Annotated in this window: 19 protein-coding genes; 12 read left to right on the top strand and 7 right to left on the bottom strand. The window is 49.7% G+C overall.

Going from position 1 to position 25,355, the window contains the following annotated elements; all coding sequences use genetic code 11:
* Positions 1-71: 71 nt before the first annotated feature.
* The 5 genes from ACRJJO_RS17305 to ACRJJO_RS17285 form a co-directional block, all read right to left on the bottom strand.
* A complete protein-coding gene (locus ACRJJO_RS17305) occupies positions 72-551 on the bottom strand; it encodes an ATP-dependent zinc protease family protein (protein ID WP_404360028.1) in 480 nt (159 codons plus the stop codon).
* 383 nt (positions 552-934) lie between these two features.
* On the bottom strand, positions 935-1,693 hold the full coding sequence (locus tag ACRJJO_RS17300; RefSeq protein ID WP_431066890.1) for an HAD family hydrolase: 759 nt from the start codon (positions 1,691-1,693) through the stop codon (positions 935-937).
* Between the two features lie 347 nt (positions 1,694-2,040).
* Positions 2,041-2,931, bottom strand: coding sequence for a succinate--CoA ligase subunit alpha (gene sucD, locus ACRJJO_RS17295; protein WP_431066889.1), 891 nt, complete (start codon positions 2,929-2,931; stop codon positions 2,041-2,043).
* A gap of 10 nt (positions 2,932-2,941) precedes the next feature.
* Positions 2,942-4,123, bottom strand: a complete 1,182-nt coding sequence (locus tag ACRJJO_RS17290; RefSeq protein WP_431066888.1) for a malate--CoA ligase subunit beta — start codon at positions 4,121-4,123, stop codon at positions 2,942-2,944.
* Between the two features lie 308 nt (positions 4,124-4,431).
* Positions 4,432-5,382, bottom strand: a complete 951-nt coding sequence (locus ACRJJO_RS17285) for an HpcH/HpaI aldolase/citrate lyase family protein (protein WP_125218352.1) — start codon at positions 5,380-5,382, stop codon at positions 4,432-4,434.
* Between the two features lie 562 nt (positions 5,383-5,944).
* On the opposite strand from ACRJJO_RS17285, the gene ACRJJO_RS17280 reads away from it, so the two are divergent.
* The 9 genes from ACRJJO_RS17280 (at position 5,945) to ACRJJO_RS17240 (ending at position 16,854) form a co-directional block, all read left to right on the top strand.
* Positions 5,945-7,108, top strand: coding sequence for an aminotransferase class V-fold PLP-dependent enzyme (locus ACRJJO_RS17280; protein WP_431066887.1), 1,164 nt, complete (start codon positions 5,945-5,947; stop codon positions 7,106-7,108).
* Between the two features lie 346 nt (positions 7,109-7,454).
* Positions 7,455-8,054 (top strand): GspH/FimT family pseudopilin, encoded by a 600-nt coding sequence (locus ACRJJO_RS17275; RefSeq protein ID WP_431066886.1) that lies wholly within the window; start codon positions 7,455-7,457, stop codon positions 8,052-8,054.
* A gap of 2 nt (positions 8,055-8,056) precedes the next feature.
* Positions 8,057-8,536: a type IV pilus modification protein PilV gene (gene pilV, locus ACRJJO_RS17270; RefSeq protein WP_431066885.1), complete on the top strand. Its 480-nt coding sequence runs from the start codon at positions 8,057-8,059 to the stop codon at positions 8,534-8,536.
* A 273-nt stretch (positions 8,537-8,809) separates the two neighbouring features.
* Positions 8,810-9,982 (top strand): PilW family protein, encoded by a 1,173-nt coding sequence (locus tag ACRJJO_RS17265; protein ID WP_431066884.1) that lies wholly within the window; start codon positions 8,810-8,812, stop codon positions 9,980-9,982.
* A gap of 11 nt (positions 9,983-9,993) precedes the next feature.
* A complete protein-coding gene (locus tag ACRJJO_RS17260; RefSeq protein ID WP_431066883.1) occupies positions 9,994-10,620 on the top strand; it encodes a pilus assembly PilX family protein in 627 nt (208 codons plus the stop codon).
* A gap of 229 nt (positions 10,621-10,849) precedes the next feature.
* A complete protein-coding gene (locus ACRJJO_RS17255; RefSeq protein ID WP_431066882.1) occupies positions 10,850-14,539 on the top strand; it encodes a pilus assembly protein in 3,690 nt (1,229 codons plus the stop codon).
* A gap of 127 nt (positions 14,540-14,666) precedes the next feature.
* Entirely contained in the window at positions 14,667-15,005 is a 339-nt protein-coding gene (locus tag ACRJJO_RS17250) for a hypothetical protein (protein WP_431066881.1), read from the top strand.
* 32 nt (positions 15,006-15,037) lie between these two features.
* Positions 15,038-15,484 carry a type IV pilin protein gene (locus ACRJJO_RS17245; RefSeq protein WP_431066880.1) on the top strand — a complete coding sequence of 149 codons (447 nt, stop codon included), beginning with the start codon at positions 15,038-15,040 and terminating at the stop codon, positions 15,482-15,484.
* Between the two features lie 350 nt (positions 15,485-15,834).
* Entirely contained in the window at positions 15,835-16,854 is a 1,020-nt protein-coding gene (locus tag ACRJJO_RS17240; RefSeq protein WP_431066879.1) for an Rpn family recombination-promoting nuclease/putative transposase, read from the top strand.
* Positions 16,855-17,543: 689 nt separating this feature from the next.
* Here the strand turns inward: ACRJJO_RS17240 and ACRJJO_RS17235 are convergent.
* On the bottom strand, positions 17,544-19,637 hold the full coding sequence (locus ACRJJO_RS17235) for an EAL domain-containing response regulator (protein ID WP_431066878.1): 2,094 nt from the start codon (positions 19,635-19,637) through the stop codon (positions 17,544-17,546).
* A gap of 74 nt (positions 19,638-19,711) precedes the next feature.
* Positions 19,712-20,581 (bottom strand): HDOD domain-containing protein, encoded by an 870-nt coding sequence (locus tag ACRJJO_RS17230; RefSeq protein WP_431066877.1) that lies wholly within the window; start codon positions 20,579-20,581, stop codon positions 19,712-19,714.
* Between the two features lie 405 nt (positions 20,582-20,986).
* Between ACRJJO_RS17230 and gcvT the strand changes: the two genes are divergently transcribed.
* From gcvT to ACRJJO_RS17215, 3 genes are all read left to right on the top strand, one after another.
* Positions 20,987-22,069 carry a glycine cleavage system aminomethyltransferase GcvT gene (gcvT, locus tag ACRJJO_RS17225; RefSeq protein WP_431066876.1) on the top strand — a complete coding sequence of 361 codons (1,083 nt, stop codon included), beginning with the start codon at positions 20,987-20,989 and terminating at the stop codon, positions 22,067-22,069.
* A gap of 2 nt (positions 22,070-22,071) precedes the next feature.
* Positions 22,072-24,966 (top strand): aminomethyl-transferring glycine dehydrogenase, encoded by a 2,895-nt coding sequence (gene gcvP, locus ACRJJO_RS17220; RefSeq protein WP_431066875.1) that lies wholly within the window; start codon positions 22,072-22,074, stop codon positions 24,964-24,966.
* Positions 24,967-25,169: 203 nt separating this feature from the next.
* A partial coding sequence (locus ACRJJO_RS17215) for a hypothetical protein (protein WP_431066874.1) occupies positions 25,170-25,355 on the top strand: 186 nt, incomplete at its 3' end.

Genomic DNA, 25,355 nt, shown 5'->3' with positions numbered 1-25,355 from the left:
AAGATTGACTGAGTAATCGTTCGGTTGCACGACAAAACTCATGACTCCAGGAAGTTATTTATCCTGAAATCTTAAGCGTCAATTTCGCAAACCGGCTTTGCGGTCATTTTATGTTTCGAGCTAACCAAAACGGAATTCTTTAGAAAGTTCCGTCCTACCAATACGGGATAAGTCATTCTACTGCGGTCGGCCAGCGTAAACAGATTTTTTTCATAATGCTCTCCGACGCACAAGCCTATTTCGACGACATAGCGCTCTTGTCTGCCGCTAGCTTGTTTGATACCGATCTTTTCAACCAAAGGCAGCGTCATCGGGTATTGATTACCGTTACGATCATCGAATATAAAACTCACCATCGGTTGCTCGTCCGATTCAATCAACTCGATCTCTTGAGCGTTCAACGAACTTCTCGACGCACCGGTATCGAGGCGCGCCTTAATTTCAATGTCGCCTGGTATCAACGCCACTTCCTCAACATGACCGTAAACGGTATAGTTATTCATATTTGCGGCTAGAACCGATGCTTTTTGTTCGGCAATAGCTGTAGTCATGGACATCATAAAAGCAAGGGCGAAAGGGTAAATACGCATAAACGATTAAATTCTCCTCAAATGAAGTTTCATTTATTTTAAAAACTCATACTTCGATTGATAACCAAAAAGACATAATGAGTGCTTTGAAGGTAACTATTTAATCCCCCGGCAATTATCGTTCCCACGTTCTACGTTGGAAAGATAGGCGGGTGCGAATAGTTACCTTCGAAGTACATTAACTGCCCAGTAAAACTAACAAAATTCGTAAGGCATTGCAAAAAGCAACCATTATTAATACCAAAGCCACGAGTTAATTAATTAACACTGCATTATAACAAGTTGGAACTTTGCATCCACCCTTTGAAAAGAGGAGTACTGAATATTTCCCGAGATTGTGATGCTTATTTGGCCTTAAGAAAATCCTCGATACACAATAGCTCAATACCCTTGTACACGGCCTCTTGTCTATCCTGTGCCGTGTTATAGCCCCAATCGGCCAATTGCAACTTTAGCGACTGAAGTTTTGGATTAGTCATCACAGTCAACAACGCCGGCAAACGATCCTCGACAAAATAAATTTGCTGATTCGGATGGCCTTCCAAAATCTCAATTAACGTATCGGCTTTGCTTCTATTTCTTTCGAGGCCGAATATGTTTTCGCCGGATAGTTCAATCTCATTAGCGCTCAAAATTTTCTTGACGAAACGCTCCTGCTTCGTCGTCACCACATACCAAGTAGCCTGCTTATTCAGTTGCTTAAGCTTATCGGCAATGCTTGGAAACACTGGATTCACTCCGATCCAACCCGAAAAATCAGCCGCAATCCAGTTATCGCGCGTTTCACCGAATAGTTTCTTCAGAAAATCGACATCGACATTTAATTCATCGAGCAACTTCTGTTTATTCCGCTCGAATCCGGTTAAAACCGCTCGGTCGTCGTCTCCCCGATCGATCAAACGCATCGCCAAAATCGCTTCGTAGCCGGTTTCAATCGCGGGTCGAATTCGCCGGAAACGATCGATCAATTGCTCCGAAAGCCGGTCTTCGGTCATATCCGGCCAAAGCTTCCCGGCGGCCTTCCAACCAGTTATCGCGGTTTCGACGGCGCTATCGCAAATAACGCCGTCGAAATCCAAAGCATATATCATCGATTGTGTCATGACGCGTGATTAATCCTTCGTAAAAAACAAAACCACAGGGAATCCACTAAGACTCCGCTGTGGCATTATGAGTTATGAGCGGCAGCTTGCCGATAAGCAATTATCGATGACGAAACGGCCTGACTTCGAAAAATGCTGACTGACATCGAACAGAAACGGCTTCCCCTCACCTAGCGTTAGGTGAGGGGCGACGAAGGCGTCGCTCCCACAACCGCTCCCTCTCCGTTTATTGGAGCAACGCGACGACTATGCCAATCTGACTAAAAGCACCCTACACATAACTGCTCTCCCTGTTCCGTTTACCGTTTACTATTCACCGTTTACCGTTCACCAGGTTTAGGCCGCTCCTATGCCAATTTGGCTAAAACCGCAGCAACCGTCTCCCCCATCGCCGAAGGCGTCGGCGCGATCGTAACGCCCAAATCCTTCAACATCGCGACTTTTTCGGCCGCGCTTTCGCCTGCCGCCGAAATGATCGCGCCAGCATGCCCCATTCTACGTCCTTCAGGAGCGGTTAGGCCTGCGATATAAGAAACCAAGGGCTTGGTCATGTGTTCTTTCGCGAAAATACCGGCTTCGACTTCTTGCGGTCCGCCGATTTCGCCGATCATTAAGACGACTTTAGTTTCCGGGTCTCGCTCGAAATGTTCGAGAATATCGCGATGCGAACTCCCGTTAATCGGATCGCCGCCGATACCGACCGAAGTCGACACGCCGATGCCGAGCCGTTTTAATTGATCGGCCGCCTCATAACCCAATGTACCCGAACGTCCAACGATGCCGACATTACCCTGCATGTAAATATGACCCGGCATGATACCCAGCATCGAACGCCCGGGACTGATTGTACCGGCGCAGTTAGGACCGGTCAGAATCATGCGCTCGTCTTCAGGAAAACGACGCAGAAAATTTTTGACTTTCATCATGTCTTGAGTCGGAATCCCGTCGGTAATCGCGACACAATATTTGATGCCGGCATCGGCCGCTTCCATGATCGAATCCGCCGCAAATGCGGGCGGCACGAATACAATACTCGCTTCGGCGCCGACTTGATCGACCGCCTGCTTAACAGTATTAAACACCGGCAGGCCAAGATGCGATTGACCGCCTTTCCCCGGAGTAATGCCGCCGACGACTTTAGAACCGTAGTTGATCATGTCCTGGGCATGAAACGTGCCGATTTTACCGGTAAAACCTTGAACGATAATGCGTGTATTTTCGTTGATTAAAATTGCCATGTGTCTTCTCTCAGCCCTCTCTCGCCACTACTTCATTACGTGCCAGCACGGCTTTTTCGGCCGCTTCCGCCAAAGTTTCCGCGGTAATGATCGGCAAGCCGCTCTCGGCGATGATGCGGCGTCCTTCTTCGACATTGGTACCGGATAAACGTACGATCAAAGGAATCTTCATATCGATTTTCTTGACTGCATGTACGACACCTTCAGCGATCCAATCGCAGCGATTGATACCGGCAAAAATATTGACCAGCATCGCCTTGACGTTTTTATCGGCCAAGACCAAGCGAAACGCTTTCTCGGTCCGCTCCGGCGACGCACCGCCGCCGACATCGAGAAAGTTAGCGGGCTCGCCGCCGGCCAGCTTGATCATGTCCATCGTCGCCATCGCGAGACCGGCACCATTGATCATACAGCCGATATCGCCATCCAGCCCGACATAGCTCAGGCCGCGATCGGCAGCTGCCATTTCACGGGGATCTTCTTGAGTTTTATCGCGCAATTCGGCGATTCGGTGACGGCGAAACAAGGCGTTGTCGTCGAAACCCATTTTACAGTCCAAGGCCAGCAAATCTTCTTTGCCGGTCACAACTAACGGATTGATTTCGAGCATGTTCGCATCATTGTCACGTAACGCCCGGTAGCAGCCGTTAATCGTTTTAACGGCGGTATTGATCATCGACACCGGCAAACCCAATGCAAAAGCCATTGCTCGCGCTTGAAAATCCTGCAAGCCGACCGAAGGTTCGATGTAGATTTTTGTGATTGCTTCGGGATTGGTCTGCGCTAACTCCTCGATATCCATACCGCCTTGAGCCGAGCCGACCATCACGATACGCTCCGAGCTGCGGTCGACGAGTAGACAAAAGTACAACTCCTTCGCGATGTCGGTACCGGCCTCTACATAAAGCCTTCCGCAAACCTTACCGGTAGGTCCGGTTTGATGAGTCACGAGCCGTTTGCCCAACAGCTCCTCGGCGGCTTTCGCGACATCGTCATGCGACCGGCACAGTTTGATACCGCCGGCTTTACCTCGCGCGCCGGAATGAATTTGCGCCTTCACCGCCCAAATACTGCCGCCGATTTCCCGCGCACGCTGCACGGCATCTTCCGGACTGTAAGCCAGGCCGCCATCGGCGATCTTGACGCCGTATTCCGTTAAAATTTCTTTTGCCTGATACTCATGGATATCCACAGCATAACCTCTTTCTATTTAAAAAAGTAAAGAAAGGCCCGCGCCGAAAATCGGCGCGGGTCTATTCCAATTGCTAGGAACGAGCTTGAAATAACTTAGACAACTGTTGGAAGGGGGGGTTGGCGGCTCGATTGACAGGTGTCGGCGGCAAGGCAGATTTTTGCTCCTGCAAAATCTGCATTCATGCCATCCATGGCAATCAGATTCCGCCGTCAAGCCTACATGGACGTATTCACGGCGTCCTGTCAAGCGAGTCACTAAACCGCCACAAAGCCTACTACTTGTAGAAGTTATTTTGTGCATATTCCTTACTGGCCTTTTGCGGCAATTGCTTCGGCGGCCTTGACGACATTGTTGGCCATCTTTTCGGACGCGGCATCGATCAAGCGCCCGTCCAGCGCAGCGGCGCCCTTACCTTGCGCGGCGGCTTCTTTCAAGGCAGCCAAAATACGCTCGGCCTTTTCGATTTCAGCCACCGGCGGCGTAAAGACTTCGTTAGCCAATTCGATTTGAGACGGATGTATCGCCCACTTGCCTTCGCAGCCCAATGCAGCAGCGCGCCTTGCAGCGGCTTTATAACCGTCCTTATCGTTGATATCTCCGAACGGACCGTCGATCGGACGGAGACCGAAGGCGCGGCACGCGACCGTCATGCGACTGATCGCGGCATGCCATTGATCGCCCGGATAATCGGGATTCAATCCACCGATATTAGTCGTTCTTGCCCGGTTGCTGGCCGCATAATCGGCGACACCGAAATGCAACGCTTCCAAACGCCCCGATGCGCCGTTGCGGGCGATATCTTCAACGTTCGCCATGCCCAATGCCGTTTCAATCAAGGCTTCGATGCCGATGCGGTTTTTCAAGCCTTGTTGCATTTCGAGTTGATTGACCATCGCCTCGACCATGTAAACATCGGCATAAACGCCGACTTTCGGGATCAGAATCGTGTCTAGTTTATGACCGGCTTGCTCAACCAGATCGACGACATCGCGGACCATGTATTGCGTATCCAAGCCGTTGATGCGCACCGAAATTGTGATGCCGTGCCCTTTCCAATCCAAATCGTTGATCGCTTCAATGACATTTTTGCGGGCTTGCAGTTTATCGTCAGGCGCCACGGCGTCCTCGAGATCCAAAAATATGAAATCCGCACCGCTTTTCAACGCTTTTTCGAACATACCGGGATTCGACCCCGGAACAGCAAGCTCGCAGCGCTGAACGCGTTGCACGGACGCTTCATACAAGGTGTGGCTCATTGTATCTTCCTATTTCAATATGTTAATTTTTTGCTGGGCGAAGTCACCCTCGATTCGGTTAAATTTGACCCGAACCGGGCGCAAAATAAATCGGACATTGTACTTTTGGCAACGATATTGTCAATTTTAACTTTCTCAACTCGCCGCTGCTGCCCGCAACATCCAGCAACCGACGCTTGCCGATTAACTGCAAATATGGCAATATTGAGCCCTTTAGCGTTCGTTTTTAGGGCAACGAATCGATATCGAAATACTCATCCATCGTTCTTTAATTAATACAGTGTAATTATTCACATCCCCCTATCATTCCCACGCTCCAGCGTGGGAATGAAGACCGAGACGCTCTAGCGTCTCGTACCGCTGGAGCGGTGCTTAAGGCTTCCCACGCAGAGCGTGGGAACGATAATTGCCGGGGATTGAATAGTTACAATGCAGTTGCCGTAGCGAAAATGGGCAAATTTGCAATATCTCGAATGCAATACCGGCAATTCCCGGAACAACGCCCCACCCGAAACGAATCAACCCGCTTTTTTCACCATTCAATTCAAAGAGGCAATAAACCATGGCAGGCCGTAATCATTTATATGTTCCAGGTCCAACAAATATTCCCGACGAAGTTCTCAGTGCTATGCATGTCCCCAGCGAAGATCATCGTTCACCGATCTTCCCTGAGCTTTTCAAACCCTTGCTCGAAGACCTGAAAAAAGTCTTCAAAACCGAAACCGGACATAGCTTCATTTTTCCGGCAACCGGAACTGCCGGTTGGGAAATCGCCCTGACCAACACCTTGAGCCCAGGCGATAAAGTCTTGATTTACCGCTTCGGTCAATTCAGCCATCTCTGGGCCGCAATGGCCAAACGCCTGGACTTCGAAGTCATTGTCATCGAAAGACCTTGGGGCGAAGGCATTCCGCTTGACGATCTCGAGGCGCGCCTAAAAAAAGACAGCCAACATGAAATCAAAGCCATTCTAGCCACGCACAACGAAACTGCAACCGGCGTCACCAGTGACATCGGTGGCGTTCGTAAAGCAATGGACGCAGCCGGACACCCTGCATTGTTGTTCGTAGACGGCGTCAGCTCGATCGCCAGTATCGATTTCCGCATGGACGAATGGGGCGTCGACGGCGCGATCAGCGGCTCGCAAAAAGGCTTCATGCTACCGGCCGGCGCCGCCCTGGTCGCATTCAGTCAAAAAGCGATAGCCGCGTGCGATACTGCACAAAGCAGACGCGCCTTTCTCGACCTGAAAGACCAACTAGCCAGCAACAAAGACGGTTACACGCCTTACACGCCATCGATCCCGATGCTGTACGGACTGCGCAAAGCCCTGGACCTGCTGCTCGAAGAAGGTCTCGAAAACGTTTATGCGCGCCATTACCGCCTGGCTGAAGGCACACGAAAAGCGATTGCCGCATGGGGTCTTGAACTGTGCGCCAAACCCGGCTTCGAATCGAATACCGTTTCGGCGGTCGTCGTTCCGGCAGGCAAAGATGCGCGCGATGTCATAAATACTGCCTTCAGCAAATATAATATTTCTCTGGGTGCGGGCTTGAACGAAGTGGCGGGCAAGGTGTTCCGCATCGGCCATGTCGGCGACATGAACGATGTATCGATGCTCGGCGCCATCGCCGGGGTCGAAATGGCCTTGCTCGATAACGGCTTCGATATCAAAGCCGGTAGCGGCGTTGCGGCAGCGATCGAATACTATCGCACCACTGCATAATCAGAATACGCTAATCCAGCCTAACCAAAAGGCATTCCGATTAACGTCGGGATGCCTTTTTTGCGTTTAGAAGAATTGCCGATACCGAGCATCGGTTTTTCATCAACAAACCGATTTATGCTTAAGTTCACAGACATTTTGCAAGAAATAGACTAGTTTTAGTACCAACATTTCATGAGGCAAGCATTTTAGACGTAATTATTCACATCCCCTATCATTCCCACGCCCCAGCGTGGGAATGAAGACCGAAACGCTCTAGCTTCTCGTACCGCTGGAGCGGTACTCAGGCATTCCCACGCAGAGCGTGGGAACGATAATTGCGGGGGACTGAAGTTACTTTTAGACATTGCCGGTTATTGGCGAACAATTAATGAAACACACTGGATTTACTCTAATCGAACTCATGATGACCATTGCGATCGGAGCGATTATATTGACGCTGGGGATTCCGAGTTTCATGGAAACGATTCGAAGTAACCGGTTGACAACCATTGCTAACGAATTCGTTACATCCCTCAATTTAGCAAGAAGCGAAGCAATTAAACGCGGTCAACCGATCGTTGTAAGAAAAACCGGTGCCAATTGGGAAAATGGCTGGCATGTTTTTGTCGATATCGACAGATCAACAATAGCAAAGACCAATACATTTGATTCCGGCACTGATATTGAACTTAGAGTTTACCAAGCATTGCCGGCAAACTACATTTTAAGAGGCAATAATAACTTTACTAACTTTATTCGTTTCGATCCTTCCGGTACCAGCAACAACATTGGCAGTTTTGCCCTATGCGATAATAGAGACGGCAGTAATCTACCGAAACCCAACACCTCAAGGCTGATCATTGTGAATCGTGTCGGTCGAGTTCGAATGGGTATTGACAGCAACAATAACAGTATTCCCGAAAAAGAAGATAATACCGACTTAACTTCTTGTACTTCGCCATGACCATGAAGAAACTAAAGGGTTTTACCCTAATCGAAGTCCTTATCGCCATGATCGTTTTAGCGATCGGATTATTGGGACTTGCAGGCATACAGGCAATCGGTCTTCGGAACAACCAAAGCGCCTATCATCGCAGTCAAGCGACACAATTGGCATACGACATGGCGGATCGCATGCGGGTTAACCGGGTAGCGTTGACCAACGGCAATTACGACAACGGAGCGACCTCTGCGAACGATTGCGAGGCAAACTCCTGTACGCCGGCCCAAATGGCAGGCTATGACATCGCACAATGGAATGCCGCGCTAGCCGATCAGTTGCCCGGGGGAGTCGGCGTGGCCTGTATCGATAGCAGCTCAGAAGATGGAACATCGGCAGCCCCGGCTTGCGACGGCAACGGCACGACCTATGCTGTCAAGATTTGGTGGGACGACAACAGGTCAGGTGCATCGGATCAACGCTTCGTAACGACATTACGACCCTAAATCAAGGCTTCCCTGCATACCATGCAATTTGAAGCGCGAAGCCCGTATAAAGCGTAGCGGAATACGGGATCTTCCGCGCCCCTTCCCGGATTTCGCTTCACTTCATCCGGGCTACACCGGCATAACAATCGTGGTGCGTAACTTGAACTGAGCTTCGATAAATGTCGTGAATATGCACGATGAAACTGGTTTATACATTTATAGTCAAGTACTTACGACCTCTAAAAGATAGAGATCCGTTAAATCATTCGATACGGAAACCGAGCTAATGTTATGAATAAAACGAATTTACTTCGGCCTGCGGGCATCCGGAAAAAAACCGGTGTAGCTGTATCCGACACAAAAACCCTTAATAACCTTGGTTATCCGGTTTCTGCGAAATATTGCCGCAATTCGAGTCAAAAAGCATCGCAAACCGGCATGACGCTGGTCGAAATCATGATTTCGCTGTTGATCGGCGCATTTTTACTTGGCGGGGTCCTACAGATTTTCGTTAATACCAAACAAACCTATCGTATGCAGGAAGGGCTTTCCAGGCTTCAAGAGAACGGGCGGTATGCTTTGGAACTGATCGGACACGACACTCGGATGAGCGGATACACTGGCTGCGGCTCACTTTCGTCCATTACTCCCAATATTAACGCCCAACCGCCTATTACAATATTTTCGAGTGCGACAGCGGTAAACGGCCATAACGCTGGAGCTAGCACTTGGTCACCAACATTATCTGCAACAATGGTCGCTTTAGCACCAACCTCTGGAACGGATATTTTGACCCTGGAATACGGGCAATCTTGTGATGCGCAATTAACAGGAAATATGACTGCTGAAAACGCAAATATACAGGTTACGGCACCCAACAATTGCGGAATTTCAGCTTCTTCTTGCGGTGGCGCTTCTGGCGAATGTACTACGGGAAGCGTATTAATGATTTCAGATTGCACTGGTACAGATATTTTCAGAGCAACGTCAGCGTCTTCAGGCGGCACTATTCAAACAGTAGCGCATTCCAATGCAGTCAATACCAGCAACTTTTTGAGTAAAGCCTATCAGGATGATGCGGAGCTGATGTTATTTAACTCTCATACTTACTTTGTTAGGCCTGGAGCCAGCGGCCAACCCGCACTATGGCGGCTCGATAACACACGAATAGCCAGTGCTACTAATCCGTTGGAGTATGTTGAAGGAATTGAAAACATACAGGTACTTTACGGCGAAGACACGAATCAAGATAGAGCGGCCAACCAATATGTCACGGCCAATAATGTCGGTAATTGGGCCAATATCGTCAGCGTTAGGATCAGTTTATTGGCCCGATCCATCGATGATAACCTAACCGCGCAACCGGTAGACTACACGTATAACGGCGCAACCGTGACACCTGCGGACCGGCGCTTGAGGCGGGTTTTTAACAGCACGATAGCGGTGCGTAACCGCTTGCCTTGAGGGATGAAGCCATGAGCACGATAATTCACTCGACCGACAAACGCTTGCTGTCGAAACGGCAAACGCGGCTGCAATCGAATAAAACCGTCCGGCCCGAGTTAGTTAGTCATAAATGGAGTCATCCAAGTCGGTTATGCGTCATGCAGGACACGAATCGGCCGGGCAAGCAATCCGGGGCAGTGCTCGCAATCAGCTTAATCATGCTCTTGTTGCTGACGATCGTCGGCGTGACCGCGATGCAAACTACCGGCCTCGAGGAAAAAATGGCCGGCAACATGCGCGATAGAAATATAGCTTTTCAAGCGGCGGAATCGGCACTGAGAGCGGGCGAAAACATTTTGACCCAGGCGACACTGCCGGATTTCACGCAAGCCGGAACCGACGGTTTATATGCCATCAACGGCAATCCGCCCGGAACTTACGATAGCTGGACAAACAATACCGCAACTTATGCCGCCGCTTCGGATCAAGCCGCAGAAGACCCACGTTACGTTATCCAACGCATGGCCAATGTCGCCAGCGGCGATAGCCTCGATGCCGGCTCTTTCGGGCAAAGCGAAATGTACCGCGTCACCGCGCGCGGTGTCGGCGGAACAGAAACGGCGGTCGTGGTAGTTCAGTCGACTTACAAGCGTTGAAGGCTTGGATTGGGTAAGTGGTAAGCGGCAAACAGTTAGCAGAAAACCGGTATAAGGGAACGTGGATTTACATATTATAGGCCTTGGGTCTATTGATATTCTGTAGGGTACGCATCGCGTACCTTTTTAGGATAGATAACTCGCAACCCTTTGAAAATGGTACGCGATGCGTACCCTATGAAATTTTTATTTAGACAGGTCTTGTCTTAACAAGGCAGGGAAAAGCATCATGAACGTTACGATTGGCATTTATAAAAGATCGTTATTATGTTGGACATTGGGACTATTATTCGGCTTACTTTTATCGATGCCGATCCGAGCGGATTTAGACCTTGCGCAAACGCCGTTGTTTCTGATGTCCAGCGTCGATCCGAATATCATGTTTGTCTTGGACGACTCGGGATCGATGCAATGGGAGCATATGCCGGATCAAACGATGTTTTTTACCGTTTACACCTTTCCTAGGCCGGCTAATCTTTACGGCGCTGCGGTTTACGCAAATCAAGTCCCGGATTTTAATGATAACAATATTCATAACACTTTCAGCCGATCGGCAGAAAATAATACGGTATTTTACAATCCGTTAATCAATTATGTTCCTTGGGTTGATGAAAACAATGCTTCTTGGCCGTTGGCGAACCCGGCAGCAGCATGGTACAACCCGGCCGATACGACACGCGGGAGCCTGGACTTAACCGCTCAGCAAACCTTATCGGCCAACTGGTTTAGAAACATTACAAACAATAATCAATGGGATGCTTGGTTTACTTGTGGGCCGCCGTGCAACCAAACATTTTGGCCGATTACGTTTTATCGTTATAAAGGTACCGGTAATCGTGCGGCAGTAACCAGTTACATTAAATATCAAATTCGAGGAACAAATGGTTTTCAACAGGATTTGGACGGCGGCGCCGAAACTGCGGTTGCCAGCTTTGTTTGGACAGATGGAAGTAATACGATCATACGAACCGTATTGGAAGAACGTCAAAATTTTGCCAATTGGTTTACCTATTACCGTTCTCGTATTTTGGCAGCGCGTGCAGGTATCGGCAGGGCTTTCGCGCAACAAGGCGAAAATATGCGCGTTGGTTTTGGCGCCATTAATAAGGAATCTACTTCAATAGACGGGGTGGACACCGATACTCTTATTAACGGAGTCAGGGCTTTTACCGGCACTGCTCGTCAAAGTTTTTTCACCAATTTGTACAACCATCCCATTCCTACTTCCGGCACGCCGCTCAGAAGAGCTTTGGACTCGGCCGGGCAATATTTTTCGCGTAACGATACTCAAGGTCCCTGGAGCAGTACCCCGGGCTTGGCAACGGTGGGGGAATCGTCCGGTAGCCACCTCGAATGCCGCCATAGCTATTCGATATTAATGACCGATGGTTTTTGGAATGGCGCTCAGGCAAGTACAGCCGATGCTCGGAACAATAACGACGGCACCGATGGCCCGACCATCTCCCACCCAGACGGTAATGCCTTGGATTTTACCTATTCGGCCGTTTCGCCCTTTACCGATACGCACAGCAACACCTTGGCCGATGTGGCGATGCATTACTGGAAGAGAGATTTACGGACAGATATTGCCAACTCGGTACCTGTTTCAACAATCAATCCGGCATTTTGGCAGCACATGGTAACTTTTGGCGTAGGGCTTGGCGTGGAAGGCACCATTAGCGCCAGCGATGCTTTCGATGCCATTGATAGCGGCACCGAAATCAATTGGCCGGCGCCTTCAACGACGGGTACTACTGAAAATATCGACGATTTGCTTCATGTCGGCGTCAACAGTCGCGGCGGTTTTTTCAGCGCCGGCGACCCGGATACATTTGCTACGGAGCTTAGTGACGTTTTAAGCAGCATCGTTGCCCGCACCGAAGGTTCATCGGCCTCGGTTGCAACTAACTCGACCCGCCTGGACACCAACACCGTCGTCTATCAAGCCAAATTCGATAGCCGCGATTGGAGTGGCCAGTTTTTGGCATTCAAGATCAATCCGAACGGTAGCGTAAATTCGACTCCCGAGTGGGATGCCGGGCAACAAGTGACCGCTCAAGGCTCGGTCGGACGATCGATATTTAGTTACAATCCGAGTATTCCAGGAGGGGTTGGTTTTTTTCATGTTAACTTGAACGCAACCCAGCAGGCCCAATTAAGTGAGCTACAAGTCAATTACCTGCGCGGAGATCAAAGCCAGGAATTACAAAACGGCGGCACGTTTCGAAACCGTATCGGAACGAACCGCTTGTTGGGTGATTTAATCAATTCCGATCCTTGGTTCATCGGCGATATCAATTTCGGTTACAGCTTATTATCCGGTACCGAAGGGGAGACTTATCTGACTTATCGTAACAGCGCCGCGTACAAGGCCAGAACGCCGCTAGTTGCAATCGGCGGCAACGCCGGTATGCTGCATGTCTTCAACGCCAATGTCATAGGTACCAATGCCGGCAATGAGGTCTTCGCCTATGTACCGCATACGTTGTTTTCGGACAACAAGTTGGCTTCATTAACCGACCCGAACTACAACCACCAATATTTTGTCGACGGTTCGCCGATCGCCGGCGATGCCTATTTCGATGCCGACAATAACGGTTCCAAGGAATGGCGCAATGTGTTGGTCGGTACCTTAGGTGCGGGCGGCAAAGGAGTTTTTGCTTTGGACACGACTTTTTTGAGTCCATCGGATAGTACTTATGAGACTGCTGAAGCCAATTTTTCGGCGAATCGCGTCCTCTGGGAAATTAACGCCACCACGACCGGTTTTGCCGATCTCGGCTTTACCTTAGGACAAGCCTCGATCGTCAGAATGGCCAACGACCAATTCGCGGCCGTTTTCGGCAACGGCTATAACAGCGCGAACCATAGAGCCGTTTTGTATATCGTCGATATCAAAACCGGAGCCTTGATCAAATCGTTTGACACCGGTGTCGGCAGTGCCGCCAATCCGAACGGCTTATCGACACCGATCGCGATCGATGTGAACGGCGATCGTATCGTCGATGCCATTTATGCGGGCGATTTGCATGGCAATTTATGGAAATTCGATGTCAGTAACAGCAGTCCGAATAATTGGGATTATGGATTCAAGCAAGGAAACACCCCCAAGCCTCTTTTTGTTGCGAAAGATGCCGGCGGCTCTGTGCAACCGATCACCGCGAAACCGCAAGCCGGGTTGCATCCGAACGGTGGAACTATGATTTATTTCGGTACCGGTAAATATTTTGAAACAGGTGACAATTCGGTTGTGAACCCACAAATGCAGACGTTTTATGGAATAAGGGACTCTTGTGTCAAGGCGGCGGGTGCTACCGGTAATTGCAATGATAATCCGGTCTCTGGACGAGCCGATCTGCAGCAACAAGAAATCATCGTCGAAGGCGTTTTCGGTGATTTCGATGTCCGAGTGACCACGAAAAATGTCACCGATCTGACAAACTATCTAAGCACTAAACAAGGGTGGTATATGGATTTGGCCTTTCCCCTGAATACCCCGGCAGGCGAACGTGTCGTCAGTCAAGCCTTGTTGCGAGCCGGACGCATTATTTTCGTTACGTTGATTCCCGATGAATCGCCGTGCGGGTCTGGCGGCGATAGTTGGTTGATGGAATTAGAGGCATTAACCGGTAACCGCCTGGATACGACGCCGTTCGATATCAGCGGCGACGGCTATATCAACTTGGAAGACATGGTGACTTTGTTGGATACCAATGAGGATGGAGAAATCGATGAAAATGACGAGGCATTATCCGCCTCAGGGAAAAAATCAAAAGTCGGTATCATCAAATCGCCCGGCGTAGTCGGTGCCGGCGAAGTCGAGTATAAATACACCAGTGGCTCGACCGGTGAGTTGGAAACGACACTGGAGTCGGTCGAAGGCGGTTCAGGAAGGCAATCTTGGCGGCAACTGCGTTAATCTCATTCGGGACGGGCGTTCGCGCATCGTCCCTGGATTGGCTTAAGAGCCGGCTAAATTGTAATGCTTCTTTAAAATTCAGCCGAAAACGTACGAATACAAACCTTTATTTTTTTGGTACTTGGAAATGAAATTAACAACTCATACATTGGCAATCGTTTTTATTTTTCTTTCATCGTGGACGACGGCGGTCAACGCCGAAGACGTTTCAAAACAATTCTCCGGAACGGTCATGGCTTTTGAAAGGGGCAAGAGCATGCTCAATATCGACGGAAAGACTTATCAAATCGATAATGAAGTCGTCTGGCATGAAAAAACTACAGACAACAGCGCGAACGATATGTTGATTCGGCCGCTCATAGGCCGTTCCGGTTTTGAGAGTTTAATCGGTCAACGTATCAAGTTCTTAGTCGACGCCAATACGACCAATCCGCCGAGAATCGCGGAAATTTGGCGGGCCCAATGATCTATAACCAATGAGGAGAGTCATTGAATATTATGAAAACCACAAAAGGTTTTACGCTAATCGAATTAATGATCACTGTTGCCGTGATCGGTATTTTGGCCGCAATTGCTTACCCAAGTTATCAAGACAGTGTGAGAAAATCCCGACGGGCCGATGCGAAAGCGTCTTTGTTGGGCTTGGCTAATGCCATGGAGCGGCATTTTACCGAGACGAATAGTTATTGTGACGCCGGCGGAGCAGGCGGCGCCAACACTTGTGGCGAAGCCACCAATGATACCGGCACATCCGGAATTTATAGCATTCCCGCTCAGACCGCGAATTTTTATAACATAACCATTAATGCTGCCACGGCGGCAACTTTCACACTGCATGCAGCGCCAACCGGCACCCATACCGATCCACTTTGCGGAACCTTATCGCTTACGCATACGGGAGTAAGGGGCGAAACGGGAACCGGTACGGTGGCGGAATGCTGGTAACAAAGGCGTTTTTTCCGGTTCCCACGGTCCTCCGCTCGTCGTTCCGCTGTTTCCCAAGCTCCTGCTTGGGAAACCCGTACGCGAAGCTCAAGCTTCGCGAAGCAAAAAACAGTTCCCATGATGGGTTTCTGCTTCGCTGCTAACTATCCTACTGCGAAATTCATCCCGCATGGTCAATTTTGCGTAGGATGAGTAGAGGCGGAAGCCAAAATCCATCGTTTCTCACCATGTTGCAGATTCTTCCGCCGGACGGGTTTAATTAATCCGTCCGACATGTTTTCTTGCCGTTTGCGGGGTTCGCTTGATGTTTTTTACCCAAATAGGCGTAAAATAACCATTCCAAGAATCACTTGAATTTTAGCGTTATGACCGAATCCGCTCCGGACGAATACGATAGTCCTTGGAAAGAAGCCGTCGAGCGCTACTTTCCGGAATTCATGGCGTTTTATTTTGCGGATGCCGCGAATCTAATCGATTGGAATCAGGCCTATACGTTTTTAGATCAAGAATTACGCGCGGTCGTTCGTGATGCGACATTAGGGAAACGCTTCGTCGATAAATTGGTCCAAGTGACGTTGCTCGATGGCGATGAGCAATGGGTCTACATACATGTCGAAGTGCAGGGTACTAAGCAAATGCAATTTGCCAAGCGGATGTTTACCTATAATTACCGGATTTTCGACCGTTATGATCGTCCCGTAGCAAGTTTGGCAGTGTTGGCGGACGAAAACCCCGGTTGGAAGCCCGATCGTTTCGGCTATAGTGTGCTAGGTAGCGAAACTACGATTCGGTTTCCCGTCGCCAAAATTACCGATTATCATGATCGTTTGGAAGCTTTGTTGACCGACCATAATCCGTTTGCCATCGTGACGGCGGCCCAAATTCTAACCCAACAAACGCGCGGAGATGATAGTTTCCGCTTTCAGGCCAAATGGCGTTTGATACGCTTGCTTTATGAGCGGGGTTGGGACAAGCAGCGTGTCATTGATCTATTTCAGGTAATCGACTGGATGATGAGACTGTCGAAAGAGCTGGAACGGCAATTGTGGCAAAATATTCATGAACTCGAGGAGCATGGCAAAATGCAATATATATCAAGTGTGGAACGTATTGGCTTGGAAAAAGGCTTGGAAAAAGGCTTGGAAAAAGGCTTGGAAAAAGGCTTGGAAAAGGGCATAGAAAAAGGAAAGTTGGAGGCGGAGCAAAATACGCTCCGGCGCCAGATTTCCCGCCGGTTCAAAACCTTACCCGCTTGGGCGGATGATCGAATTGCACAGGCAAGTCGAAGTGAATTAGAGCAATGGCTGGATAATATTATCGATGCACCTACGATAGAAGCGGTGTTCGAGCCCGATAATTTGACACATTGATAGCTGTATTTCGTTGCGCTTGGCGATAGATTTTCGATTGCGCGATTGAATCTACCCACCTACACAGGGTCGGTGTAACGGGGTTGCGCCCGTTACCTCTCCCACACCACCGGACATGAGGTTTTCCGCATTCGGCGGTTGAACCCAGTGACCTCAGGTGGTCACAAAATCCGATGGAAGCCATAATCCCCAGCGTCGTTTCAACCTGGCATTATTGAGTACCGTATGCAGCGTCGAACTTCTTGCCATCCGCCAGTCGCCTACCGAGACACTGGTTTGGCGCGGATGGTACGGTTTAGCTTTTAGCCTAAAAAGAGCAGTTGGTAAGTGTTGTAGACCGTTCGTGCTGAGCCAAGTCGAAGCATGAAGAGTCTACAACACTTACACAGGGTTGGTGAAGCCTCAAACTACCGTTCACCCTTCGACAGGGCTCAGGGCGAACGCTAGTTTGAAGCTTTCAACTGCTCTTTTTAGGTTTTAGGCGTTTTAGGGCGTTCATGCTGCCTCGATGCCAACGTTGCCAGAAGCATTTACGCATGAGGGCACGTTAAACTCATGTGGTGCTACTATGGTACGCGTAGCGTACCCCTACAGCCTTTATCAATATCGTTCCGATGGTTGAAATGCCTTGCTTAGCAGGCAATAGAAATGCTTAAACTATTAACGCGAACATAGCCATTTGAAAGGCTCTATGCGGCTAGCAGTAATTGCTTGAATTCGTCGGCCGTGCCCGGCGGACTAAAATAGTACCCTTGATAATTCGGACATCCCAACGATTTGAGCAATTCGAGTTGATCCAGAGTTTCAACCCCTTCGGCCACAACTTCCAATCCCATATGCCTCGCCATCGCAATAATCGTATCGACGATTGACGCATCATCCTTTTCGGTACACATATCCTGAATGAAAGTTCGGTCGATTTTCAGAACATTCACCGGCAAACGTTTGATATAGCGCAACGACGAATATCCGGTACCGAAATCGTCGATCGAGAAACGAATACCTAAACCATGAAGATCTCGCATAATTTCTATGGCCTTATCCAAATCGTAAATTACGATATTTTCGGTAATTTCCATTTCCAGGCAATGCGCCGGTACCCCGGTTTTTTTCACGACTCGTTCTATACCGGCGGTAAAATCGGTATCTCTGAATTGGCGCGGACTAATATTGATGCAAAGATGATAATTGTCTTTCCAAATACCTTCAGCGACCCATTGAGCCAATTGGTAACAGGCGGTTTCGAATACCCATTGACCGACAATCGAAATCAACGCACTGCTTTCCAATACCGAAATGAATTCATCGGGGGCAATAATACCCAGTTCGGGATGATTCCAACGAATCAGCACTTCAGCACCGCTGACCTGTCCGTTGTCGATATTGACTTGCGCTTGATAATAAAGCCGAAACTGGCGCTCCTCGATCGCTTTGCGCAATGCCACTTCCAGCTTTAATTGCCGACTCACCGCATCACTCATACCCTGCTTGTAAAAAGCGATGCCGTTGCGACCTTGCGCTTTAGCATGATACATCGCAGTATCGGCATGTTGAATCAATTCGTGCGAACCGCCTTCGAGTAACGGAAATAATGCAATACCGATGCTCGCAGTCACTTGAATTCTGTGGCTTTCGGCATGAATAATCTTAGCGATGTCCTGGCGGGATTTTTCGGCGATTTCTCCCGCTTTTTCAGCCGCCTTTGCTTTGTCGATAGGTAATCCGCTCAAAATAATAATGAACTCATCTCCGCCCAATCTTGCCACGACATCATCGCGGCGGACATTGGCTTTTAATGCCAATGCAATCTGCATCAATACTGAATCGCCGGCAAGATGGCCCAGGGTATCGTTGATTTTTTTAAAATGATCCAGATCGATAAACAAAACCGCGCCTGTTTCATTATGCCGCAACGCCCTTGCAATTTCTCGCTCGAGTTCATTATGTAATTGTGTTCGATTGATTAAGCCGGTCAATGAATCATGATAGGCCAAAAACTCGATTTTTTCCTGAACTCTTTTATATTCGCTGATATCGCGAATGATCGTGGAAAAAAAAGCAACGCCGCCAAATTCCCCAAAATGCGAAAGTAAAACCTGGGATACCGGTATCGCATCCTTACTTCGCGTCAACAACTCGGTTTCACCGCACCATTGCCCCTTGCGAATTGCATTCGGAATCGCTTCGGAACGAATGATTTTCGCGCATTCAATCGGGTAAAAGTCGGTCAAGCGTAACTCGGATAAATTTTGATCTTGACTAAACCCCAATAGCTTTCTACCGGCGCAATTCATATATTGAGCGAAACAGTCTGCATCGAAAATAGCCACCATATCGGGTGTCGCTTCCAATATTGACATCAGACGCTGCTGCATATCGGTCGCTTGTTTTTTCTCAAGAAAATGCAACCAATCGCGCATGACCCGTCTAATCACATGGGTTATATCCGCTAAGGCACTTTCGGTTTTGACCAAGTAATCCCAAGCACCGGCGTTCATCGAATGCATCGCCGGCGTAGCATCGTCCGGCCCGGTCAAAATCACAACAGGACAATCCAAATGATCGACATGACCGGAAAGTAAATCGGTTGCCAAACCATCAGGCAGAAAAAAATCGATCAACATAAGGTCGGGATGTTTATCATTAAGGCACTCGCGCGCTTTTTGCAAATTTTCAGCAATCGTCAAACGGTAACCCGTCTCATTTTCCAACGTATTCTTAATGAGCTCGACATAAACACGATTATCCTCGACCAATAAGATATTGAGTTCCTGTTTATCCATAACCTGTTACCTGTTTTTGTAATACTTGTCGATGGGTAATGAGAATACTAACTTTCCGGTATTTGACATTACGATCAGGTGCCTGAGCACATCATTGTTTGAACTTCCTTGCTTTGTTCTTGCACCGCCTCGACAGTCTCGAGCAACTTTTTCATGCTCAAGCCGGTCAATTCGAGAGCCTGCGGGTCGAAACCTAGATCTTCGATTTCAGCTTTACTCGAATCAACCGACAAGGCCCCATGGCGGTTCGATAAAATATTCGCGATATGCACCATGCCGGCTTCAATCGCAAATGCTTCCGCTTGATTGGGTTGATGATGAAAAGCAACGCTTCGGCACAGAATTTCGGGTAATTTCCAAGCTCTAGCTAAGGCACCGCCGACTTGGGCATGACTAAACGACAATAAACGCTGCTCCGCCTCTTCGATACGGCAACCGGTCATTTTCGACTCATCTAACACCGCGCGAGCCAATTCAGGCAATTGATAGTACAAAACGATTTTTCCGACATCATGCAATAAACCGGAGGTAAATAGCGTTTCACAATCAGAATGATGACACTGTTTTGCAATGGCTCGAGCCATTAAGCCGCATTCGACACTATGCCTCCAAAACTCCTGAAAATCGATCAACGGATTGGCTAAACGCTTGAGTACCGTCGTGGCAGAGGTCGCCAGTATCAGATTGCTCAAATCGTCCTCGCCGATAATCGATATCGCTTGATCGACTCTGTCGATCTTTCGAGGCAATGCATAATAGGACGAATTAACGATGCGCAATATTCTCATCGTCAAAGCAGGGTCCTGAGAAACCAAATGCTCGATGTCCTGTCGACTATGGTCCGGATCGGCCATTACCAGGTTTATCTTTCGGCATATTTCGGGCAACGTGACTAAATTGATCACGCCGCTGACTAATTTTTCAGGTGTATATTTCTTAGCCACTCAATTCATCCCGCTATCTCATTACCGTAAAATCTTCTACTAAAAATAGACCTTTATAGCACTTACTGAAAATAATTTCCGACAGTTTACTTGTAGCCCCAGTAATTCCCAGTTTGAGGGATTTCGCCATATTCAAGGTATGCGGGGTATGCCTGTCGAGGAACGCCGTAAACCCAGAACCTAACGCTCAAGAAGACCCCGCCATCGCCCCAACAAATGAAAGTTTGGCTAGGGAGGGTGCCATCTCTCGCCCGACAGGACGCCGAATTTTGATCTACGATGGGTATATCTAAATTTAGTGTCGCAAACGGCACCATTCCCGGAAAACCGAATTTTGTTATACACGCAAGGCGGCGTTAAACTATGGTCTCCTACTCTACCGTATCTTTACCGACAGTGACCACAATGCACAAAACCGCACTATACGGGCTACACATCGAATTAGGCGCCAAAATGGTTCCGTTCGCTGATTACCAAATGCCTTTGCAGTATAGCAAAGGGATCATTCACGAACATCTCCATTGCCGGAATAAGGCTTCGCTATTCGATATCTCGCACATGGGTCAATGTTTGCTTAAGGGGCCTAGCGCCGCCATCGGCCTGGAAAAACTGACGCCGGCCATCATCTCCCGCCTCGGTTCCGGCCGGCAGCAATATACCGTGTTAACAAACTCGGACGGCGGAATTATCGACGACATCGTCGTAACTCGGCTCGGCCAGGAATTGACGATTGTCGTCAATTCCGCCTGTAAAGAAAAAGATTTTAAGCATTTGCGCAAACAACTGACGAACGACTGTCAATTACAGGAACTTACCGAACATGCCCTATTAGCACTTCAAGGGCCTTCGGCCTCGCACGTTTTACAAGAGATTGCACCGGAAGCCTGCCTCTTACAATTCATGCATGCCTGTCGTACCGAAATAGACGACATACCTTGTATGATCAGTCGTAGCGGCTATACCGGCGAAGACGGCTTCGAAATCTCGCTGCCGAACCGGTTCGCGGAAAAGATGGCTCGAATTCTGTTGAATTTCCCTGAAGTCGAACCGGCAGGCTTAGGCGCCAGGGACACGCTGAGACTAGAAGCTGGGCTCAGTCTTTACGGGCATGAACTCGATGAAAAAACCACACCGATCGAAGCCGGACTGTCCTGGTTGATCAAAAATACTCATCAGAGCTATCCGGGAGCCGGCACGCTGCTCAACCAAATGCAAAACGGCACCGAAATACAACGCGCCGGCTTACTCGTCGAAGCCAAAATGCCGGTTCGTGAAAATGCGCCGGTCTTCGACAACGAAGATCAATTAATAGGCCGCGTAACTAGCGGCAGTTTTTCTCCCAGTTTGGGCAGACCGATCGCACTAGCCTTGATTGACAGTGAAGCGGCCGTCATCGGTGCAACACTGTTTACACGAATCCGTAATAATCTAATCAAACTCACCGTCTGCGATCTGCCTTTCGTCCCCCACCGTTATCACCGGAGTTAGCCATGTCCTCATCCGCCCCCGCTTTGAGTCAATTGGAAATGCGCGGCAGCTTCATCAACCGCCATATCGGCTCGAATCCCGATGAAATCAAAAAAATGCTCGAAGCCCTAGGTCTGGATAAAATTGAAGACTTGATCAGTGCCGCAGTACCGGCGGATATCGTCGACCTCGAACCGTTAAGCCTAACCGAAACCATAAGCGAAAGAGCGGTCATCGAACATCTGCGCAAGATCAAGGAACGCAATAAGGTCTTAACCTCATTAATCGGCATGGGCTATTACGACACTTCGATGCCGTCCGCAATCAAACGCAACGTCCTCGAAAATCCGGGCTGGTATACCGCTTACACGCCTTATCAAGCCGAAGTCAGTCAAGGGCGTCTCGAAGCTTTGCTGAATTTTCAGCAAATGGTGATCGATTTGACCGGTATGGAATTAGCCAACGCCTCATTACTCGACGAAGCGACTGCTGCGGCCGAAGCCATGAGCATGTCCAAGCGTCTGTCCGGCAGTTCATCGAGCACTTTTTTCGCAGACCGAGACTGTCATCCGCAAACGCTCGCAGTCCTCAAAACCCGGGCCGGATCGATGGGCTTTGAGTTAGTCGTCGGCGATGTCTTCAACGACCTGGATAAACAAACCTGCTTCGGCGTACTCGTGCAATACCCAGGTTCAACCGGAGAAATCCGAGATCTAACGCCTATCGTCGACAGCGCACACAAGCAATCGGCTTTAGTCACGGTCGCCTGCGATTTGCTTAGTCTGGTATTGCTCAAACCGCCCGGTCACTTCGGAGCCGACATCGCTGTCGGCAACTCGCAACGCTTCGGCGTACCGATGGGTTACGGCGGACCTCATGCTGCATTCTTTGCCACGCGCGACGAATACAAACGTTCGGTTCCCGGACGCATCATCGGCGTCTCGAAAGATCGACACGGCCAATTCGCACTGCGCATGGCGCTGCAAACCCGCGAACAACACATTCGCCGCGACAAGGCAACCAGCAACATTTGCACGGCACAGGTATTACCGGCCGTGCTGGCCGGGTTTTATGCCGTTTATCACGGACCCGCCGGCCTGCGTATGATTGCCGGTCGCGTACGCCGCTACACCCGAATTCTCGCCGAAGGCTTGATACAGCTCGGCTTCACCATCGAAACACGCTGCTATTTCGACACGCTTTTGATCAAGACGCCGAACCGTGCGAAACGCATCGTCACCAACGCCCAGGAAGCCGGCATCAATCTCAGATTCATCGACGGCAACACGATAGGCCTGTCGCTCGATGAAACGACCTCGCGCCAAACTATTCGCAGCCTGTGGCGAGTTTTTGCGGCGCAACCGGTCGACCTGCCGCAAATCAACACGCTGGACAGTCGGCTTGACGACTGCATTCCCGATTCATTACTGCGTAGCGATGCGATTTTACAGCATCCGGTATTCAGCAACTATCACAGCGAAACCGAAATGATGCGTTACATGCGCCGTTTGGCCCGTCGCGATATCGCGCTGGACCGTTCGATGATTCCGCTTGGCTCGTGCACGATGAAACTGAATGCTGCTACCGAAATGCAAACGATTTCTTATCACGAAATCAATGCATTGCATCCGTTCGCGCCGCTATCGCAAACTCACGGTTACCAGCAATTATTCGACGAACTCGAAGCGATGCTCTGCGATCTGACCGGCTTCGACGCGATCTCGCTACAGCCGAATGCCGGCTCGCAAGGCGAATACGCGGGCCTTCTAGTCATTCGTAAATATCATCGAGTCAACGGTCAAGGGCAGCGCAACATTTGTTTGATTCCGGCCTCCGCACACGGCACGAACCCGGCCAGCGCAGTGATGGCCGGGTTCGACGTAGTTGTACTCGCCTGCGACGAACAAGGCAATGTCAGCATCGACGATCTGCGCAAAAAAGCCGAACAGTATCGTGACACGTTGGCCGCGTTGATGATCACTTACCCGTCGACGCACGGCGTGTTCGAGGAAGCCTTTCGTGAAATCTGCACGATTGTGCATGACGCCGGAGGTCAGGTTTATCTGGACGGGGCCAATTTCAACGCACTCGCAGGCATTTGCCGCCCGGGAAAAATCGGCGCCGATGTCGCGCATCTGAATTTGCACAAGACCTTCGCAATTCCGCACGGCGGCGGCGGACCGGGCGTCGGACCGATCGGCGTCGGCGCGCACCTGGCACCTTATCTGCCGGATCATCCTGTCGTCAAAGGCGTCAACCCATATAAAAACGAACACGGCACGATCGGTTCAGTATCGGCCGCGCCTTGGGGTTCGGCGAGTATCTTGTCGATATCGTGGGCATATATCGCGATGATGGGCGCGACCGGTTTAAAAAAAGCGACGCTGACCGCCATTCTGAATGCAAACTACATCGCCCATCGCCTGGCCCCGCATTATCCGATTTTGTACACCGGCAAGAACGGTTTCGTCGCGCATGAATGCATCATCGATTGTCGGGGCTTTAAAAAAACGAGCAACGTCACCGTCGAGGATATCGCCAAGCGCTTGATCGACTATGGCTTCCACGCGCCGACCGTGGCCTTCCCGGTCGCCGACACACTGATGATCGAGCCGACCGAAAGCGAATCGAAACGCGAAATCGACCGCTTTTGCGACGCGCTGATTGCAATCCGGCAAGAAATCGCCGATATCGAAAACGGCTCGGCCGATCCTGAAAACAATCTGCTGCATAACGCGCCGCATACGTATCGCTTGCTATTGGACGATTGGCAACTGCCTTATTCCAAACAACAAGCCTTTTTCCCCGACAATCATCAGCACGACGACAAATATTGGCCGCCGGTCGGACGCATCGACAATGTTTACGGCGATAGGCATTTAGTATGCACCTGCCCACCCGTTTCGGATTATGAGTAGTTTCCTAAGTTATAGAGGCAGTGAAAGTATTGGCGAGTACATCATAAAAAATCTTTCACCATGAAGAACATGAAGGCCTAGCCATCGCCCCGGCAAATGAAAGTTCTCGGTAGCGGAGGGTGCGGTCACTCGCCCGACAGGACGCCGTGAATACGTCCGTGTAGGCTCGACGGCCGGCGGCTCGAACGCCAAGGACGGCGTGAATGCAGATTTTGCATGGAGCAAAAATCTGCCCTGCCGCCGACGCCTGTCGATCGAGCAACCGCACCCTCTTCGGAACCGGCATTGTGTTGAATATCGAAAAATTAGATAAAGAGTCTAAATCTACGAACTTCGCTCTTTCCCAAGCTCCAGCTTGGGAAAGACACCCCGGAAGCTCCCCCTTCGAC

Source organism: Methylotuvimicrobium sp., from assembly GCF_050611805.1.
Classification (GTDB): domain Bacteria; phylum Pseudomonadota; class Gammaproteobacteria; order Methylococcales; family Methylomonadaceae; genus Methylotuvimicrobium.
The sequence above is the reverse complement of the archived record's forward strand: the minus strand, read 5'-3'. Positions and strand labels throughout refer to the sequence as shown.